Genomic DNA, 18400 nt, shown 5'->3' with positions numbered 1-18400 from the left:
CATGAATCGGACGGATCGTTTATTAGCTATATTAATTGAATTACAAAGAAGACAAACTGTTACAGCACAAAGCTTAGCGGAAAAATTTGAGACAAGTATAAGAACGATTTATCGAGACATGGATGCACTTAGTGAATCTGGCGTCCCACTTTTCGCCATGCCCGGCCACGGCTACTCATTAATGGATGGTTATTTCTTACCACCCATTCAACTTACGCCTGAAGAGGCTGTTACTCTTTTATTAGGCGGTGATTATATCGAGAAAACTTTCACTTCTTCTTTTTCTGTACATGCACGATCAGCAAAAGAGAAACTTGAAATTGTTCTCCCTGCTGACCAACAAAAGAAAGCCCAGGAATTACGAGGAACTTTTCGTTTCCTTTCTCCTATATTTTCACATCAGCAATCTGAACAAGAAAAGCTGGAAAATCAAATTCTCCTATTGCAAGAAGCTATTCAAAAAGAACAGGCTATCTCTTTTTCTTATCTGAAACCGAGAGAAACTACAAAAATAAAACGGACCGTTCATCCTTACGGCTTAGTCAATATTTCAGGAATTTGGTACATCGTTGCCCATTGTTTACTTCGAAAACAAATACGTAATTTCCGTTTAGATCGAATGGATGGACTACAACAAGAACAAGAATTCTTTATAAAACCCGAAGACTTTTCTTTGCAAGAATATCAGCCTGAAAGCAACCGTACTGTGATGATTCATTTATTATTCCCATCCCATATTGCACATAAAATTATTGAATCACGATACTTCTTTATAGATTCATACGAACATAGAAATGATGGTTTTCACGTCTTTTTGAAATCAAGAAACATAGATGAAGTGTTTCAATGGGTATTGAGCTGGGGAAGCCAAGTGCAAGTACTTGAGCCAAACGTTCTATCTGAAAAAATCCGTGATGAAGCAAAGAAAATGTTACAACTTTAATTTTTGCATTTCACTACTGACATAATGTTGTCAGCATTACTTCTTTATAGTAGGTAGTAACAAATACATTTTCATAAAAAGGAGTTAGTGATATGAAGAAATTTGAAGAGTTAGCAACGTACTACATAGAGGAATTAGAAAAGTACTCTATAGAACAATTTAGGACGAAGCCGTCTAGCGAAGAATGGTCTCTTGGTCAAATGTATAATCATTTAATTGCCTCTACATATATGCAGTTAGATGCCATTGCGAAATGTAAAACTGAAACACCATCAGCAACAAACAAGAAAACGGATATGGGTGAAAAAGTATATGAACTTGGTGCTTTTCCAAATATACAAATCAAAGTACCAAATCATCCTGGATATACACCTGAAAATCCCTCTAATAAAGAAGAAATACAAAAACGTATTCTAGAATTAATTACAGCTGTTAAAGACATTGAGCCAACACTTTCTTCTATTCCAAGTGATTGTAAAGTAAAGCACCCTGGGCTTGGTTACTTACATGCAGCAGAATGGTTCCAGCTTATTTCTATGCATTTTGCACATCATCTTCGTCAGAAAGAACGATTGGAACTTAAGGTTTGCTAAGCGCCTCCGCTAAAAAAAGACTGCCAATATTGGCAGTCTTTTTACTAAAATATGCACCGACTATACAATTACTCATAAAATCCCACTTTCTATCAATAGAAAACTCCTTGATTTCATTTAATATAAAACCCCATCAATACATCATCTCCATATGATCCATCTTCATACTTTATTTGCTTTCTTTGTCTTCCTTCTTCTACAAATCCCATACGTTTGTATACTCTAATCGCCCTATCATTAATAGAAACTACACCTAAACAAATTTTCTCTAAACCTTCCTGCCCTTTAGCCCAGCTAATAAGGAATTCAATTAGTTTTGTACCAATACCTTGATTACAGTACGCCTCTTTAATTCCCATTCCCATTGTGCCTGCATGTCTTAAGCGTTCTAATTCATATCGATTGAAAATTAAAAAGCCAACCACTTTTTTATCCACTTCATAAACTATGTAAAGATTACCTTTCTCATTACTTTTCCTTATCTTTTCTCTTTCTGCATTCATATCATTTGGTACATTATTTGGAGATACTATAAAAAACTTTGTAGTAGTTTCCGATAATATAATTTCTTTTCTAATATTCATAATGGATTCTGCATCAATCTCTTTTGCTAATCGTATCACTGAATCACCTCATACCTTTTTCTAAAAACTACAAAGAAGGATAGATAACGTAAGGATTCCCCTCTAATTCATTATTTTAACTCCTCCCACTTCGTCCACACTTCTCTCCCGTTTATATGGTACATATTATCCTCTCGATCCATAAATCCGTGTACAATAAACTCGCGTCTAATCGTACAAAAATCATCGTGATACTGTTTTATGAATGTATTCATTTCTTTTTCCGTATATTAATTTTCAGCATTTAATTTGCTAATTAAATGCTCTAACAATACTAGTTTTTTCTTCTTTTGACCTGGAATCGATTTTAGGCGATCCTCTTTATCGAAAAAGTTACGAATCGTCGTATCTCTGAATTTCATTTCATTTTCGGTCATTTTGTTGTCCTCCACCGTTTTTTTATGTACTGATTTTTTATTTGTCCTTACTATTTTTCTTCATTCTTTTACTTATAACATCCATAAGGTAATACCCGCTAATTAGCACATAGTAAACTGCAAGTATTCCTAGTGCATCTTTCATATTTATATATTTTTCTTTATGAAACAAGATAGGTGAAAGGGCGTAAACAAGAAAGATGATTAGCGGATTTAAGATCAAATAGTAAGTAAGATTTCCTTTCATCATATCAACTCCTATGTACTATACTTCTGTTCAAATGGCTGCAATTCCTGTCTTTTTGTTTAGCCTCACATTAAAATAAAAAAGCACCGAAAAGGTGCTTTTTTCTACGCTTCAACTGATTGATTTTCAGCAATATTTCTAAATTGTCGTTTGTGCATCCAAGTTAATGAAACGATTGTTCCAAGTGATAATGCAACGATGAAAATCATGAGTATCCCTATGTTTTGCCACATGAAGTTAAAGTCTCCGCTTGATACGACTGCCTTCAATCCAGATACAGAGTATGTCATCGGCAACCAAGCATTGAATGGCTGTAAAAACTTCGGAATCAATTCTAATGGGAATGTTCCAGCACTTGTTGTAAGCTGAATAATTAATGTGATGATGGCGATGAAACGCCCTGCATCACCAAATGCTGTTACTAAACATTGAATTAATGCGATAAACGCTAAACTTGTAACGATGCTAAAGAGTATGAAATACGGAATACTTTGTACTTCTACACCTAATCCGAATAGCAATATCACATCTGCTACTATCGCTTGAATAATACCGACTGATAGTAACACGCCGAACTTACTAATAAACCAACTAAATCCTGATTTCGGAACGCCAACTGTATCACGTAATGGATATACGATTGATAATAGTAATGCCCCAACAAATAAACCGAGTGATAAGAAGTACGGTGTAAATCCTGTTCCATAGTTAGGAACTTCCGCCATTTTCTCTGTCTTCACTTTTACAGGACTTGCAAACATATCGTACGTTTTATCTGTTCCTTTCACTTCACCAGTTTTCTCTGCTCCTTCGCCAAGTTTCTCAGCAAGTTCACCGGAACCATCGTTTACTTTTACGAGGCCATCTGTTACTTTTCCTGATCCGTCTGCTAGTTTATTTACGCCTTCGATTAGCTGGGTTGAGCCAGTTGACATTTTATTTAGGCCACCATTTAGAGTACCTAGGCCCGTTGTTACTTGATTTGAGCCATCTGCTAATTGATTTACGCCACCTGCCATTTGGTTTGCTCCTACAGATAATGTTCCTAAACCACCTGTTACTTGGCTTGAGCCATTTGCTAATTGATTTACGCCACCTGCCATTTGGTTTGCTCCTGCAGATAATGTTCCTAAACCACCTGTTACTTGGCTTGAGCCATTTGCTAATTGATTTACACCACCTGCCATTTGATTTGCCCCTGCAGATAATGCACCTAAACCACCTGTTACTTTTCCAGAGCCATCTGCTAATTGATTTATGGCATCAATTAGTTGACCAGATTCGTTTTTAAATTTATTTGCGCCTTCTTTAGCAGTATTTAACTTCGCACCAAACCCTTGAAATTTTTCAACAAACCCTTTTTGTGCACTGGATAATTGATCAATACCAACAGTTAAAGATTTTAATTCTGCTGGATTCGGTAGTTTGCTTTGCCCATCACCTGTTTTTTGATTTATTTCACCTTTTAATTGTTTTACTTCTTCATTTAATTTATTTGTTCCACCTGCCACTCCAATAGCTTTCTGCTGAACTGTCGCTGTACTTTTTACAGCACTTGTTACGAATGGTTGTAACTGCTCTTGATATTCTTTCGGTAAATTTTCAATTTGCTTTTGTAAATTCGCTACATCTTGCGCTGCATTTTTTGCATCTCCTGCTGTTGATTGCGTAAGTTCATTTAACTGATTTACATTCGTCCCAGCTCCATCTATTTTCTCATTTACTGTATTCAATATAGAAGGGCCTTTTGACTGCATTTTCTCTAAAGCTTCAGCAGAACTTTTCACTTTACTATTTAAATCTTGTAAACCTTTTTCAATTTTTTGAGAGGCTTCCTCTAATTGTCTTTGTCCCCCAACCAGTTGTTCCATGCCATTTGATAGATCAGTTGTTCCTGTTTGTAATTGACCGGATTTACTTACTAATGTGTTCAAACCACCGGTCACTTTCTCAGATCCATCATGTAATTCACCAATTCCTTTTTGCATTTCACCCGTTTTGCTATTTAACGTATTTAAACCATCTGTTACTTTTCCAGAGCCATCTATTAATTTTCCGATACCTATCTGCATCTCACCGGTTTTACTATTTAACGTATTTAAACCGTTCGTTACTTTTCCAGATCCGTCTACTAATTTCCCGATACCTATCTGCATTTCACCGGTTTTGCTATTTAGCGTATTTAAACCATTTGTTACTTTGCCTGACCCATCTACTAATTTATTAGATCCATCTGCTAATTTCCCTACACCATCCTTCATCTCCCCAGACTTCCCTTGAAGTGTATGAAGGCCATCCGTCACTTTACTTGAACCATCATGCAGCTCACTTGATCCGTCGTGTAGTTTATTCGCTCCTTCCGCCCCATCTGCTAATCCTTTTGAGACGTCTTGAATGGAATCAAACATTTTCTCTGCATATGTTTTCGTTAACGTACTTGATACTTCACCTTTAATTTTTTCAATGGCTGTTCCACCAATTTGTGAAGATAAGAAGTTTAAGCTTTCGTTTGGAATATATTCTAAGTTTAATGGTTTTGGTTCATCTTTTAATAATGTTGTAGCGTTACTTGAGAAGTCATCTGGAATGCGTACTAACATGTAATACTTTCTGCCTTCCATTCCTTTTTTCGCTTCTTTTTCACTTACAAATTCCCATTTAAAACTTGTATTATCTTTTAAATTATCAACAAGCCCTTTTCCGACCTCAATTGGTTTCCCATCAAATACTGCACCTTTATCTAAATTGACTACCGCCACTGGTAAATCATCTAACTGTTTATACGGATCCCAAAAGGCCCATAAAAACATACCTGCATATAAAATTGGTACGAATAAAACCGCGATAATCGGAATTAATATTTTTTTGCTTTTTATAATTTCAGTAAACTCTTTACGAAGTAACTGATTCCATTTCATCATTTCTACCCCTTTCTGAATGACCAAATTGTTCATATGGTCATTTGCTCCCAAATAAAAAGGCTATACCTATTCATACATATGCCTTATCCCTGAATTTATACTATGCAACTGTTCCTTACTATGAAATGAATATTTCTATTATCCCTCCTAAAATAAATGTATGACCACTTTGTTCAATTGGTCACTTTTTATAATAATAAAAGGATTATCTTAGTTTGACAATCCTTTTAATAAATAAAGTTCAAATAATTCTGCGATTTTCTCTTTTTCTAGCGGTTCATGATTTTTTTCCCAATCAAAAATAAGCGATACGTATAAGCGAAGCATAATAAATGCTGTAATTTCTGGATCACATTTGCTAATTTCACCTTTTTCAATCGCAATCTTTAAATACGATTGAATGACAGAAACGATTTCCACATCTACTTGTTGCATCACTTCTTGTACTTCTTTCGTTCCCATATCGCGCTCTTCTTGAATTAATTTAATCATGAGCTGATGTTCTTTTCTGAATTCTAATATGCTATATAATGCTCTATGTACATTTTCAAAAAATGAAACATCTGAACGAATTGCATTTTCTGCAACTTGCTTCATTTCTGTAATTAAATTAGAAATAATTTCACCAAATAGCTCTTCTTTATTTTTGAAAAAAGTATAAATCGTTCCTTTTCCTACATTCGCTAATTTCGCTACTTGATCCATCGTTGTCGCTTTATAACCGAACGCTGAAAAAGACTTTGTTGCAGCTTCAATAATAGAACGTTTTCGATCTATTGCCACATCGTCACCTCCAAAAATGACCAATTGGATAATATAGTCAATTAGTACATCTTTGATATTACCACACGCTTACATTGTATACAAGTTCTCTTTTTTATTATTTCCAGTAAAAAAAAATTCCAGTCAAGTTATATAATACTGTCATAGTGTATCAGAAGAAAAGCAAAAAAGAAAAGATGTTCTTAAGATGTACAATTAAACCTTACTTAACGACAACAAATTTCCCTTTTTTCAAATAATCAAATAAAAAAAACCAAGAAAATCTTTACATTTAATAGTAATATAGAAAATAGACAAGTTTATCAAAATAGTGGAGGCTTTTTCAGTCATGATGCGTGCGCTTCGTTTAAATATAAAGCAAGCTTTTTGTAGTCGTATTTCTTTAATTATGATGCTTAGTGGATTCGTTCTTATTTGTATTTATCACTATTATTATGTCATTCGTTATTTAGGAGACGCAGCGAATGGCCCTATATCAACAGATTTAAAATGGATTGGATTTCGCGACAATGAAATGGATGTTTATTTATTATTAATGCCAGTTATTGCAAGTTTCCCCTTTAGTACAAGTTACAATTCGGATAAGTCAGATGGTTTTAAACCATTTGTGAGTAAGGGGATTTCTATATTTCCTTATTCAGTAGCGAAATATATCGTTACGTTTTTTTGCGGAGGATTTCTTTATACGCTTCCATTCATTTTATCGTTATTATTTTGCAAATTAACTATTCCAGACGGAACACCTACGGCTGGTTCAGGCATCATAAATGATGATGGAATGTTCGCAAACCTATATTTAGATGCGCCTCTCACTTACATTACTGTATATATCGGAATTAATTTTTTATTTGCAGGTTTAATGGCCCTTTTAGGACTTGCTGCATCTGTATGGTCACAAAAAGACTATATGGCGATTCTCTTTCCATTTGCAGTTGCCTCCATTCCGTACGTCCTGCTAAATACAATACTTCCTTCAATAGGCGGAGCCCCTATTCATTTATATGATCCGAAACAACCATTGCAAGGCATGTCACCATATATTTTATTGATGCAATGTGCTTTCTTCCTTTTCGTTAGCTTACTTCTGTATATACAGGGAGTAAAGCGGGATAGAAAAAAATATAGAAGAAGACTGCAAAAAAGAGAACGGTGTAGGAAATCGTTTCAAGCAATTTCAGACTAAATGATTGAACGAATAAGAGCGTAATTCCCTAAGTTAGTTTAGGGGATTACGCTCCTATTATTATTACTCATATAATCACCCTCCCCTTTACGGCGTACCTGCCAATCCCCATAAAATAACGACTACCGCAAAGTAAACCGCTTTAATACCTACAACTAAACATAATGAAATAATTGCATATTTACTTAATTCTCTCCTTGCACCTATTAAAGTAAAAATGACTGCCAAACTAAACGTTACATAGGACAAGGCTGTATGTATTAAGTTATATGTAACGTCTAAACTTTGAGTAATTCCTGTTACATCAGCTACAAATTGTAGCATGACGATCGTACTAAAAAAAATTGCAAGCTGATTTATTAATTTTCCATTTGTTTGTACTTGCATCGTCGCCTCCCTAAAGACGAAATATTCGATTGGTTTTGCCATGAATTTTATAAAATAGATTGGATATAATTTTACTTAATAAAAAATAGAAAAACCTTAGTAAATGCAGGCTTTTCTATTTATAAAATTTACGGTGTCCCTGCCAACATCCATAAAACAACAAAAACTACTGCATATAAAATTTGAATCCCTATCGCCAAGCATAGTGAAATAATTGCATATTTACTTAATTCCTTTTTAATGCCCAATATAGTAAAAATCACTGATAGACCGAATACTGTATAAGCGATGTTGTTGCTTAGCATGCCTGAATAATACATACCTAGCGATTGCGTAAGACCTGTTACATCAACTAGAAACTTAATTATTATAAGCATGCTAAAAAAAATCGCTAGTTGATTCATAAATTTCCCATTTAGTTGGGCTACCATATGTCTACACCTCCCAGTGTGAAAAAAAGTGAATATTCAATCTATTTTACCATAAAAAATCCCTAATAATGTAAAAAACGCTTAGTATATTTCTAAGCGTTTTTTACAACTATTTAAGAAGCTTTCTTCAAATCAATTTGAGCAAGTACTGGGTCGTGGTCACTTACACGTCCATGCTCTTTCATAATGTTTGAGTTTAAGTGTACTGGATCTACAATTGTGTATGGTGCGATGTTGTTTGTTACTAAAATATGATCTAACACTTGTGCATTTCCTTCATGAATGTACGTGTAGCGGTTCTCTTTCGGCACTGTGTTTAACATATTTTTTAAGATTGTTCCTTCTAATGTTTTTAATGGTTTAGCGAACTCAAAATCGTTCATATCCCCTAACACAACAACTGGTGCATTCGTATTCTTTTTCTGAATACCTTGTACGAAATTGTTTACTTCTTGTGCTAATTGAACTCGTTTTTCTTCACTCTTTAATACGAGCGGCTGCACTTTTCCAAATGGCGTTGCATCTCCTATTTTTGAGTTTAAGTGATTTGCAACGACAACAACGTTTTGTCCTTGGAATGTAAATTCTGCCGCAAGTGGTTTACGTGTACTTTCAAATAATGGGTTTTCGTCTCCAATGCGAACGACATTTTTATCAAGTAACTTCGGTACTGCTACTAATTTCACGCGTGATGGGTTGTAGAAGAAACCGACGCGAATATTCGCTCCTGGTGCTCCTCCGTCTAGATTATTATGCGGCGCAATTTCTACATACTCGTACTTTGGCCCGCGAATTTCTAGCACTGCATCAATGATACGTTTTGCGCTTAATAAAGCATCTGTTGTACCATCATTAATTGATCCATTGTTATCTTGCATTTCCTCTACACCGATAATATCTGGCATTTTTAAATTGTATTTAATAGAATACGCTAACGCTTTTACTTTTTCATCTGTTGTTTCTTTTTTATTCGCCGAGAAGTTTTCAATGTTATATGTAGCAACTGTTAACTTATCAAGACGAGGCTGAATATTTGCGCCTACTTGCTTAAATCCACCGTCTACTACAGATGGTAATTCCGTTATTGGCGAAATACGGAACGAACCGTAATCATATCCGACTACCCCTGTTATATCTCCAGTGAAAGTATCTCCTACTTTTGCTACATAATCACGAGGCACTTTGACAGAAAGACGTTCTGGGTTTAATTGATTTTCATCTAATACAGGTGTGCCATATTTCGTTACGACTTTATCTCCGCCATTTTTCACTGTTACATATAAATTCCCGTTTTTCTGAGGCGCAATAATTTTTGGCGTTGGCATCGTAACGCGCATACCTTCTATACTTTCATAAAAGTCGATTGCATCTTCGTTTGGATCAAATAAACCGAATGCATCATTATCAATAATTTGATCAGGAATTTTCACACCGTTTTCTCCAAGGACAATCGGTGCTGGTAAAGTCTGATCGTTTGCGATTACAGCAACGCGGCTCGCTTTAATTTCAGTCGTCGTTAAGTCTGTGTCAAACCTTTCTGCATATCCAGGTCCAACATATTCTTCTACTACTCCATCAACTTGAATAAGATCTCCTACTGCTACATTCGCATCCTTTTTGTACACATACATACCTTCTGAAGTAGCTGGATCATTATCTGGCTGATTATCTTCTATATAAAAACCATTTTTATCAAGCGCTGTTACAACGCCTTCCACATTGTAGACTTTCTTCCCGTTGTAAGGAGAAATATGTGATTTTCCTTGAATATCATGAATACGAACCTGTTCATTGTTTACGATAGTAAATGAAAATGTTGAAATCGCTGAAGAAGTAAGCCCTTCTTTCTCTGCGATTGCTTTAATCACACTATTTTCATTCACTACAATTTGTCCGTTATAACGAACACTTTTATTTGTAGGGTTAGAGCCATCTAACGTATAGTAGATTGTTGCTCCTTCTGTATTCGTCGTTAATGTTACCGCTGTACCCTTCGCAACTTCTCCGCCACTAGGCGAAGCTACTACATCGCTAACACGGTTTTGTCCTTCTCCTTGAAACTTATGAGCTGTTACCGATTTTAAACCTGGGCTACTAAAATATAATTCAAGCGTCCCTGTTAAACTAACTTTCTTCCCGATATTTTCAGGATGATCTTTCACGTTTACTGCCGCTCTCACATCGCCTTTTGGCAACTGAACAGGCATGATTTTGTCTGGATTCGTTTCATTTGGCGAATCCGCGATTGCTACGTTTGTATCATCAAACTTAGCCGGATCTTTCGTGTATTTAGAAGGACTTTGCGTATATCCAACGATATATCCTTCCACTATTCCCTTCGTTTTCCCTTGTTGCTTAAATACTTGAATTGCTTTTTCTACTGACATAGAAGTAGTTTCTTCTGCTTGTACTAAAGTTCCAGTAAATGAAAGCAATAGTATGAATGATAAAAAGACACTTAGCAATTTCTTCACAGTCATTTCCCTCTCCCTATTTCATATTTTCTCAGCATTTCTATCATATCAAATGATTCGTTATATAGAATGATATTTCGACAAGTTTTACAAAAAATTTATTTAATTTACAAGCTTTCAAACTACAATACAAAATAATTATTTTACACCTTCTATGAATACACTCTATAATGTTAGAGAGAAAACAGAAAATATCGAAAGTTTATTGGCATGTAAAATGGATTCATTTGAATAGGAGTGATTGGATGGAAGTGCAAACAGAAACATACCGCGCAGCTATGAATGGAACATTAGAACGTCATTTTTCAGATATGATTGCCGTTATACCTACTAGAATTACAATTGAGCAGTTAAAACAACGGCTAGAAACTATCTCTACTAAAGTTGATGAATTAAAAATTGTTTATAGTGATGAGACAAGCCTTATTGTTGAGTTACATATGGATGAAACAGTCATACCGTATGAGCTGCATATTGATGAGGCGAATGACCCAGAAGAATATAAAATGTACAATAGACAAGATGCTACAATCGTAGATCGTCACTTTGAAGATGCTGCTTATGGCACTGAAATTTTCACTCGTACGCTATTTGTTGGTGATGTGCTGGACTGCTTTTTCCAGCAGTTACAGTTTTTATGGAACCTCGCCCCAGATTTGTTATTTGTGATTGATTCAAGTGCCGCAATGAAAGTGATATCTAGAAGCTATATTGAATATCACGTTGAAAATGAATTATTACCTGACATTCCTGACTTATACGTTATTCATTCCGTTTATGAAGACGATAAAGAAGGCGAGCCTACGCAATATTGGTTTCATACACACGGCCTTTTAAGAGCGGGCGTAACAGAAATAGAATTAATTATTCCAAATCGCATTTCTTCCTACTATGGCATTGGTGACCTCTTTCAAACATTTGCGAATAATGCCGTTGAGAATGGACAAGTCCCTATGAATGAACCTATCGTTATCGCACATAGTCAACAAGGTTCGATACATACAGTAGCTGTTCCGTGGGAGAAAGGATTATCTTATATTGGGCGTAAAACGAGTATGGATCAATTTTCTTCAATCGAGGATGAAGAAGTGAAACTACAACCAATAGATGCGCAAAATACATTCTTAGGCGGTATGGATGATCGAGATGAATACCATCAATCTCCATCCGTTCTCTTATTCCAATTTAATACTTCAGAAGAATATATCGAAAGCTTTTTCAAAGAACACGAAGAAGCTACAGGACTTATGTTCTATAAAACAAATAGCGAAACAGCTCGTATGGCGTACAACGCGAAGAATACTTTCGGGTATTTCAGCAACATTTTTCACATTGAACAATCAAATGAAGATTTTCGTTTCCTTGCTAAATTTGGTGTCTCCTACGAAGAGGGAAAAAGTGAACATATGTGGTTTGAAATGCAAAACATTACGGAAGACTTCATTCAAGGAATACTCATTAACGAACCATATTTTATACAAGATATGAGTGAAGGAAATAGTTATCATTTAGATTTTGATAACTTAACAGAATGGGTTATTTATGCAGGAGATGCCGTTATAAAGCCAAATAACTTATATATGTTTATTGGTGAATAAGTAACAAAACGCCTTCAATGTGATTGAAGGCGTTTCACTTTATTGTGCGATTAATTCCGTATCCATTACTTTCTTCAAATGAGCTAGCACACGCTTTGCCGCTTTCTCACCTTGATCAATACAGTCCGGAAGACCAGAACCAGCGTAAGAACTACCTGCCAAGTATATACCTGGCAACTCTTTCTCCATAAATGTTGTGAATTTCTTCATTCGCTCGTTATGGCCTACTGTATATTGGGGCATTGCTTCTTTCCAGCGGCTTACGACTGTAAACTCTGGATTCTCTGTAATATCCATCGTCTTTCGTAAGTCTTCTAGTACAAGCCTAACAAGTTCCTCTTCTGTTTGTTCTACAACTGCTTCATCACCAGGGCGTCCAACGTAACAACGAAGTAGCATTTTTCCTTCTGGCGCTGTATGTGGCCATTTTTTATGTGTCCACGTACATGCTGTAATTGTGTAATCACTATTTCGAGATACGACAAACCCTGTGCCATCAATATCGCGCTGAATGGCTGATTTCGGGAAAGCCATTGCTACATTCGCGACTGATGTGGACGGGATGTTGCGGAAGAAACGAAACTGCTTGTACTGCGCAAACATAGATGGCAATACTTTATGCGATGTTGCCACTACGACTGCGTCTGCTTCTATTTCTTTTCCGTTACTAAGAGTAATCGTATAACCATCACCGAGTTTTGCAATTTTTTCAATACGAGTACCTTTTATTATCGTACCTTCATGCATCTTCATTTCGAGAGATTCTACGATAGATTCTAAACCTGTTTTCACTGTTTGGAAGATTCCTTTTTTCGGTTCAGATGTCTCTTCTTTCGGAGCAAGCGTACGCATGCCGAGTGAAATACTGCGATGTTTCTGCTCGATTTGATACATTTGCGGGAATGTTGACATTAAGCTCATTTCATCAATATCCCCTGCATAAATACCCGATAGTAATGGTTCGATTAAATTTTCAACCACTTCGTTGCCTAGGCGATGTCTGAAAAAATGCCCGAGTGATTGGTCAGATACTGGCTTTGATCTTGGCATTAATAGATCAAAACCAGCTCTTAGTTTACCAATTGGGGAGAATAGCCCGGAAAATAGAAACGGCGTAATTTGCGTTGGAATTCCCATCATTGATCCGATCGGCATTTTATGTAACCGATTGTTTACGAGGATAAATGATTGACCGGCCTTATTATTTACAAGTTCATCGCCAAGACCTAATTCTTTCGCTAATGTAGCTGCACTTTCTTTTCGTGCTAAGAAAGAGTCCGGTCCTCGTTCAATTGTAAATCCATCTTTTTGAACGGTTTGAATTTTCCCGCCAAGTTTACCTGATGCTTCTATCAGTAATGTATCGATCGGCAAGTTTTTGTCACGAATATCTTTTTGTAAATTATACATCGTTGTTAATCCTGTGATGCCACCGCCGATGACTACAACTTTTTTCCTCAAGCAGGCTCCCCCTTTCTTCTTACATTACAGATTCTTTTTGCTTTAATACAACGTCTGTTAAACAATCAATAAATGCGTCCGATGCATTTGGCATTTCTGGACGATAATATTTCGCGCCAATTTCATCTGTTACAACTTTACACTCAAAGTCGTTGTCATATAAAACTTCTAAATGTTCCGCAACAAATCCAACTGGTGCGTATACAAATGAAGTGTAACCGTACTTTTCATTTAATTCTCTCGTTAAATCTTGTACATCTGGACCAATCCAAGGATCTGGTGTATTTCCTGCACTTTGCCAACCTACTGCATAGTTTGCTACTTCAGCACCTCTTGCAATATAGTCAGCCGTTTCATTTAATTGATCTGGATATGGATCGCCAAGTGCGATGATTTTTTCTGGTAAGCTATGTGCAGATACGATTAATACTGCTTTTTCACGTTCTGCTTCTGACATACCGTTATATATACCTTTCACTGCATCAACCCAGTACTGGATGAATTTCGGTTCTTTATACCAGCTATCAATGCCGTGAATTGTTAAGTTTCCAAGTTTCTCAGCTTCTTCTTGTGCTCGTCCAACGTATGATTTTACGCTAAACGTAGAATAGTGCGGAGCAAGAACAAGTGCGATTGCATCTTGTATACCGTCGTTATGCATTTCTTTCACTGCATCTTCAATGAACGGTTCAATATGTTTTAAGCCAAGATACATATGGTACTCTACTTCATCTTGTACTTCATTTAAACGCTTCTCTAACTTTTTAGCTTGCTCTAATGTAATAGTAGCTAAAGGAGAAATACCACCAATTGCACGGTAACGCTCTGTTAAATCTTCTAGCATTTCAGGACTTGGCTTTCTTCCTCTACGAATATGTGTATAGTAACGTTCAATATCTTCTTCTTTATATGGCGTTCCGTATGCCATTACAAGCAAACCAATTTTCTTTTTCATACAGCAATGCTCCTTTACTTCGCTAACTGCCCTTTAGAGTATTCATGAATAAATGTAGTTAAACGTTTTAATGTATCTGGATTTACTTCTGGGAATACACCGTGTCCTAAGTTAAAGATATAACCTGGCTGTTTCATCCCTTGATCTAAAATACCTTTTACATGTTCTTCAATAACAGACCATGGCGCAAGTAAGAATGAAGGATCCATATTACCTTGTACCGCCTTATGAACGCCGCGTGCGCGTGCCTCTTCAATCGGTAAGCGCCAATCTAATCCTACTACATCAAGAGGTAAGTCGTGCCATTCATTTACTAAATGCGCAGCTCCTACGCCGTGCATAATCATTGGAACACCCATCGTACGAACTTCTGCAAAAATACGCTCCATTGCTGGTTTAATAAATACGCGGTAATCCGCTACATTTACTGTTCCAACCCAAGAATCGAAAATTTGAACTGCTTTTGCTCCTGCGTTAATTTGCGCTTTTAAATATGTAATAACCATATCTGCTAGCTTATCCATTAATGCGAACCAAGCTTTCGGCTCTGCATACATGAACGCTTTCGTATTATGGTAGTTACGAGATGGACCGCCTTCAATCATATAGCTCGCTAATGTAAATGGAGCTCCTGAAAAACCGATTAACGGTACGTCTAACATTTCAGTCGTTAATAAACGAATCGTATCTAATATGTACGGTACGTCATCTTCTGGATTGATTTCCCCTAGTTTTTCAACGTCTTGTAAAGAACGGATTGGATTATCAATAACTGGGCCAATACCCGATTTAATTTCTACATCCACACCAATTGCAGGTAGTGGTGACATAATATCTTTATAAAGAATTGCTGCGTCTACGTTATATTGATCAACTGGCAACTTTGTCACGTAAGCACACAACTCTGGATTGTGTGTAATTTCAAATAAAGAATACTTTTCTTTTATCTTTCTATATTCCGGCTGCGAACGACCTGCCTGACGCATATACCATGCTGGTACATAATCAGTACGTTCCCCCCTACATGCTTTTAAAAATGTCTCATTTATAGTTCTTACCAAGACCCTTGCTCCCTTCCTTACCAATGCTTCGAATACGTTCGATATTTATCTTTTTTTACTATACAGCTTGTAAAAACAAAATGCATAATATTATGTACGTTGTTCATTAAATTGACACAAACATTCTTAAAAACGCTTACTATTTTCACAACATTCTTATTATAACACAGAGAAAAACTATGGTTTAGCTACTTTTGACTTTTCTCCCTCGCGATTCGTTTGTTTGTTATATGGTACAACGTAAAAGCTCGGTTTTGAAAAGATGTTAACGAACTTTTCTTCATATTCTCCGGTACCATTTACAGTGGCTACATGCGTATGGACTCCATTTTCAACTCTATAAATACGATACATAATCCTATCATCAGGAAGTGGTGTCCAGCTTAATTTCGCTTTAAATAAACCAAAAGGGCTAAACGCTAATTTCATTTTCACATCTTCAATTTTGCGCAGACGAATCGGAGCACCGATTGTTTCCACACCTTCTGGTTTCATAAACTGCTCTTTCGGTTCTACATTTGCCTTCGTTAAAATTTTCTTAAATAATTTCGTTGCTGATGCACTTTCTCCTTGCAGCTGATGCTCTTGATCCGTACGGTCATAACCAATCCAAACAGCGCCTACTAAATTTGGTGTATAGCCAACGAACCACATATCTCTCGCTCCATTATCGTCATTTGGTAGTGAAGTTGTACCTGTTTTCCCAGCTAACGCCCCATTATATACACCGGCTTTCGCCGTCCCTTCTTTCACAACTCCTTCTAACATTTTCGTCATATACCAAGCCGTTTGTTTCGAGAAAATTTTCGTTTCTACTTTTGGCGATTCTCCAATGACTGCGCCGTGTCTATTTAACACTTTGTCAATAACGTGCGGCTCAATAATATCACCATTTGCTAAAAACGCACGATACATTTTCACAAGATCAAATGTTGAAACACCATTTTTCAATCCGCCGAGTGCTGTACTTAAACCAGCATCAGCAATATGAACATTACCTTTCTCTAAATATTGCTTGCCTTCTTCAACCCCTAATTCATTTAATAAAGAAACTGCCGGTACGTTTGCTGATTCTAAAATTGCATCGTACATCGTCATTTCTTTCGTATATTGACGATTGTAATTGCGGGGTTCATAACCTTCAAAAGAAGTTCTTTCATTCTTTAATAAAGAATACGGATTATACTTTTTCGTTTCGAGTGCTGGTGCATAGACGATAAGTGGTTTTAGCACAGAACCAGGTTGTCTTTTTGCGAAAACACGATTAAAGCCCCTCGGGACGTACTTTCTTCCGCCAATCGCCGCTTTAATTCCGCCCGTACGATTATCCATTAATAAAAAAGCACCTTGCGCCCCCTCTTCTTTACCAGGGAAATTCCTTGCATCTTGAAACTGGTTATACGCTACCTTTTGAATTTTTTCATCCATTGGTACGACAAACGTATATCCTCCGCGAAGTACTTCTTGATGAGACAATCCGTATAAACGAGCTGCTTCATCTATAACCATATCAATATACGGCATATATGCGAGTTCATTCTCGTCTAAGTTTTTATATAAAGCAATTGTCTTCCCTTGATAACGTACACTATCTTCGGCAGTCAAATAGCCTTGTTTATGCATAAGTGACAATACGAGGTCACGGCGCTCTTTACTTTTCTCTGGTGAGAAATACGGTGAATATCCGTTTGGCGACTTCGGAAGACCTGCAAGCATTGCGCCCTCTTCTACTGTTAAATCTTCTACATTTTTATTAAAATACAACTTTGCTGCTGCTTGAATACCGTAAGCACCATGGCCAAAATAAATATGATTCATATACATTTCAAGAATTTGTTGCTTCGTATATTTTTGCTCTAATTGAAGAGAAATTGCGACTTCCTTCAATTTACGCGTAACTGTTTTTTCACGAGTTAAAAAGACATTTTTAGCAAGTTGCTGCGTAATCGTACTACCGCCTTCAACCTTATCTCCAGCTAACGTATCTTTATAAAGAGCACGGAATATAGACGGATAATCAATTCCTTGATGCTCATAAAAACGAGAATCCTCTACCGCAACAAACGCCTGCTGCACGTATTTCGGAATTTGCTCGATTGGTACGAGGTCTCTATTTTCTACATATAATTTCGTAATTTCTTTCCCTTTCTGGTCAACGATACGTGATGAAGAGTGGAAAACAAGTTGCTTTTCATCCATCATATAGCCACCAGCTAACACAATAAGTTTATAAAGGACAATCGCTAATAGTAGTGTTGCTAACCCACCTAATAAAGTCCATTTTACTTTCTTCATACACCGGCCTTCTTTCCAAATGATGGTACATTTATTATTTGAAAAAGAAGTATCTTTATGTATATAAT

The 18400-nt window shown here is 36.4% G+C and carries 15 protein-coding genes and 1 pseudogene; 4 read left to right on the top strand and 12 right to left on the bottom strand.

Features of this window, described 5'->3' with window-relative positions; all coding sequences use genetic code 11:
• Position 1 precedes the first annotated feature (1 nt).
• Both AC3WVA_RS09565 and AC3WVA_RS09560 read left to right on the top strand, forming a co-directional pair.
• Positions 2 to 943, top strand: a complete 942-nt coding sequence (locus AC3WVA_RS09565; protein WP_001082272.1) for a helix-turn-helix transcriptional regulator — start codon at positions 2 to 4, stop codon at positions 941 to 943.
• A gap of 92 nt (positions 944 to 1035) precedes the next feature.
• A complete protein-coding gene (locus tag AC3WVA_RS09560; protein WP_098344789.1) occupies positions 1036 to 1536 on the top strand; it encodes a DinB family protein in 501 nt (166 codons plus the stop codon).
• Positions 1537 to 1649: 113 nt separating this feature from the next.
• Here AC3WVA_RS09560 and AC3WVA_RS09555 read toward each other — a convergent pair whose 3' ends face one another.
• The 5 genes and pseudogenes from AC3WVA_RS09555 to AC3WVA_RS09535 all read right to left on the bottom strand — a co-directional run bounded on the left by AC3WVA_RS09555 (position 1650) and on the right by AC3WVA_RS09535 (position 6487).
• Positions 1650 to 2159: a GNAT family N-acetyltransferase gene (locus AC3WVA_RS09555; protein WP_098344790.1), complete on the bottom strand. Its 510-nt coding sequence runs from the start codon at positions 2157 to 2159 to the stop codon at positions 1650 to 1652.
• A 71-nt stretch (positions 2160 to 2230) separates the two neighbouring features.
• Positions 2231 to 2536, bottom strand: a pseudogene (locus tag AC3WVA_RS09550) (DUF2087 domain-containing protein).
• Between the two features lie 37 nt (positions 2537 to 2573).
• Entirely contained in the window at positions 2574 to 2786 is a 213-nt protein-coding gene (locus tag AC3WVA_RS09545) for a hypothetical protein (protein WP_098344792.1), read from the bottom strand.
• A gap of 101 nt (positions 2787 to 2887) precedes the next feature.
• On the bottom strand, positions 2888 to 5701 hold the full coding sequence (locus AC3WVA_RS09540; RefSeq protein ID WP_195756378.1) for a YhgE/Pip domain-containing protein: 2814 nt from the start codon (positions 5699 to 5701) through the stop codon (positions 2888 to 2890).
• Between the two features lie 213 nt (positions 5702 to 5914).
• Complete coding sequence (locus AC3WVA_RS09535; protein WP_000963378.1) at positions 5915 to 6487, bottom strand: TetR/AcrR family transcriptional regulator; 573 nt, start codon at positions 6485 to 6487, stop codon at positions 5915 to 5917.
• A 328-nt stretch (positions 6488 to 6815) separates the two neighbouring features.
• Between AC3WVA_RS09535 and AC3WVA_RS09530 the strand changes: the two genes are divergently transcribed.
• Positions 6816 to 7670: a hypothetical protein gene (locus tag AC3WVA_RS09530; protein ID WP_098344794.1), complete on the top strand. Its 855-nt coding sequence runs from the start codon at positions 6816 to 6818 to the stop codon at positions 7668 to 7670.
• 87 nt (positions 7671 to 7757) lie between these two features.
• On the opposite strand, the gene AC3WVA_RS09525 is transcribed toward AC3WVA_RS09530, so the two are convergent.
• The 3 genes from AC3WVA_RS09525 to AC3WVA_RS09515 all read right to left on the bottom strand — a co-directional run bounded on the left by AC3WVA_RS09525 (position 7758) and on the right by AC3WVA_RS09515 (position 10968).
• A complete protein-coding gene (locus AC3WVA_RS09525) occupies positions 7758 to 8057 on the bottom strand; it encodes a hypothetical protein (RefSeq protein WP_429603877.1) in 300 nt (99 codons plus the stop codon).
• 128 nt (positions 8058 to 8185) lie between these two features.
• Positions 8186 to 8488 carry a hypothetical protein gene (locus AC3WVA_RS09520; RefSeq protein WP_429603876.1) on the bottom strand — a complete coding sequence of 101 codons (303 nt, stop codon included), beginning with the start codon at positions 8486 to 8488 and terminating at the stop codon, positions 8186 to 8188.
• A 113-nt stretch (positions 8489 to 8601) separates the two neighbouring features.
• Positions 8602 to 10968, bottom strand: a complete 2367-nt coding sequence (locus AC3WVA_RS09515) for a DUF6359 domain-containing protein (RefSeq protein ID WP_098344796.1) — start codon at positions 10966 to 10968, stop codon at positions 8602 to 8604.
• A 239-nt stretch (positions 10969 to 11207) separates the two neighbouring features.
• Between AC3WVA_RS09515 and AC3WVA_RS09510 the strand changes: the two genes are divergently transcribed.
• A complete protein-coding gene (locus AC3WVA_RS09510) occupies positions 11208 to 12560 on the top strand; it encodes a DUF4026 domain-containing protein (protein WP_098521048.1) in 1353 nt (450 codons plus the stop codon).
• A gap of 39 nt (positions 12561 to 12599) precedes the next feature.
• Here the strand turns inward: AC3WVA_RS09510 and hemY are convergent, their stop codons facing one another.
• The 4 genes from hemY to AC3WVA_RS09490 form a co-directional block, all read right to left on the bottom strand.
• A complete protein-coding gene (gene hemY, locus AC3WVA_RS09505; RefSeq protein WP_098880673.1) occupies positions 12600 to 14021 on the bottom strand; it encodes a protoporphyrinogen oxidase in 1422 nt (473 codons plus the stop codon).
• A gap of 19 nt (positions 14022 to 14040) precedes the next feature.
• A complete protein-coding gene (hemH, locus tag AC3WVA_RS09500; protein WP_098344799.1) occupies positions 14041 to 14976 on the bottom strand; it encodes a ferrochelatase in 936 nt (311 codons plus the stop codon).
• 14 nt (positions 14977 to 14990) lie between these two features.
• Positions 14991 to 16037, bottom strand: coding sequence for a uroporphyrinogen decarboxylase (gene hemE / locus AC3WVA_RS09495; protein WP_000252614.1), 1047 nt, complete (start codon positions 16035 to 16037; stop codon positions 14991 to 14993).
• 177 nt (positions 16038 to 16214) lie between these two features.
• On the bottom strand, positions 16215 to 18332 hold the full coding sequence (locus AC3WVA_RS09490) for a transglycosylase domain-containing protein (RefSeq protein WP_098344800.1): 2118 nt from the start codon (positions 18330 to 18332) through the stop codon (positions 16215 to 16217).
• Positions 18333 to 18400: the final 68 nt, after the last annotated feature.

Source organism: Bacillus sp. EB106-04-02-XG92, from assembly GCF_058791995.1.
This window is presented reverse-complemented; position numbering and strand designations above follow the sequence as displayed.

Excerpts from the sequence above, each read along its gene's own strand:
- AC3WVA_RS09565 (WP_001082272.1), top strand. The coding sequence starts at position 2 with ATGAATCGGACGGATCGTTTATTAGCTATATTAATTGAATTACAAAGA.
- AC3WVA_RS09560 (WP_098344789.1), top strand. The coding sequence starts at position 1,036 with ATGAAGAAATTTGAAGAGTTAGCAACGTACTACATAGAGGAATTAGAA.
- AC3WVA_RS09545 (WP_098344792.1), bottom strand. The coding sequence starts at position 2,786 with ATGATGAAAGGAAATCTTACTTACTATTTGATCTTAAATCCGCTAATC.
- AC3WVA_RS09540 (WP_195756378.1), bottom strand. The coding sequence starts at position 5,701 with ATGAAATGGAATCAGTTACTTCGTAAAGAGTTTACTGAAATTATAAAA.
- AC3WVA_RS09530 (WP_098344794.1), top strand. The coding sequence starts at position 6,816 with ATGATGCGTGCGCTTCGTTTAAATATAAAGCAAGCTTTTTGTAGTCGT.
- AC3WVA_RS09525 (WP_429603877.1), bottom strand. The coding sequence starts at position 8,057 with ATGCAAGTACAAACAAATGGAAAATTAATAAATCAGCTTGCAATTTTT.
- AC3WVA_RS09520 (WP_429603876.1), bottom strand. The coding sequence starts at position 8,488 with ATGGTAGCCCAACTAAATGGGAAATTTATGAATCAACTAGCGATTTTT.
- AC3WVA_RS09515 (WP_098344796.1), bottom strand. The coding sequence starts at position 10,968 with ATGACTGTGAAGAAATTGCTAAGTGTCTTTTTATCATTCATACTATTG.
- AC3WVA_RS09510 (WP_098521048.1), top strand. The coding sequence starts at position 11,208 with ATGGAAGTGCAAACAGAAACATACCGCGCAGCTATGAATGGAACATTA.
- hemH (WP_098344799.1), bottom strand. The coding sequence starts at position 14,976 with ATGAAAAAGAAAATTGGTTTGCTTGTAATGGCATACGGAACGCCATAT.
- AC3WVA_RS09490 (WP_098344800.1), bottom strand. The coding sequence starts at position 18,332 with ATGAAGAAAGTAAAATGGACTTTATTAGGTGGGTTAGCAACACTACTA.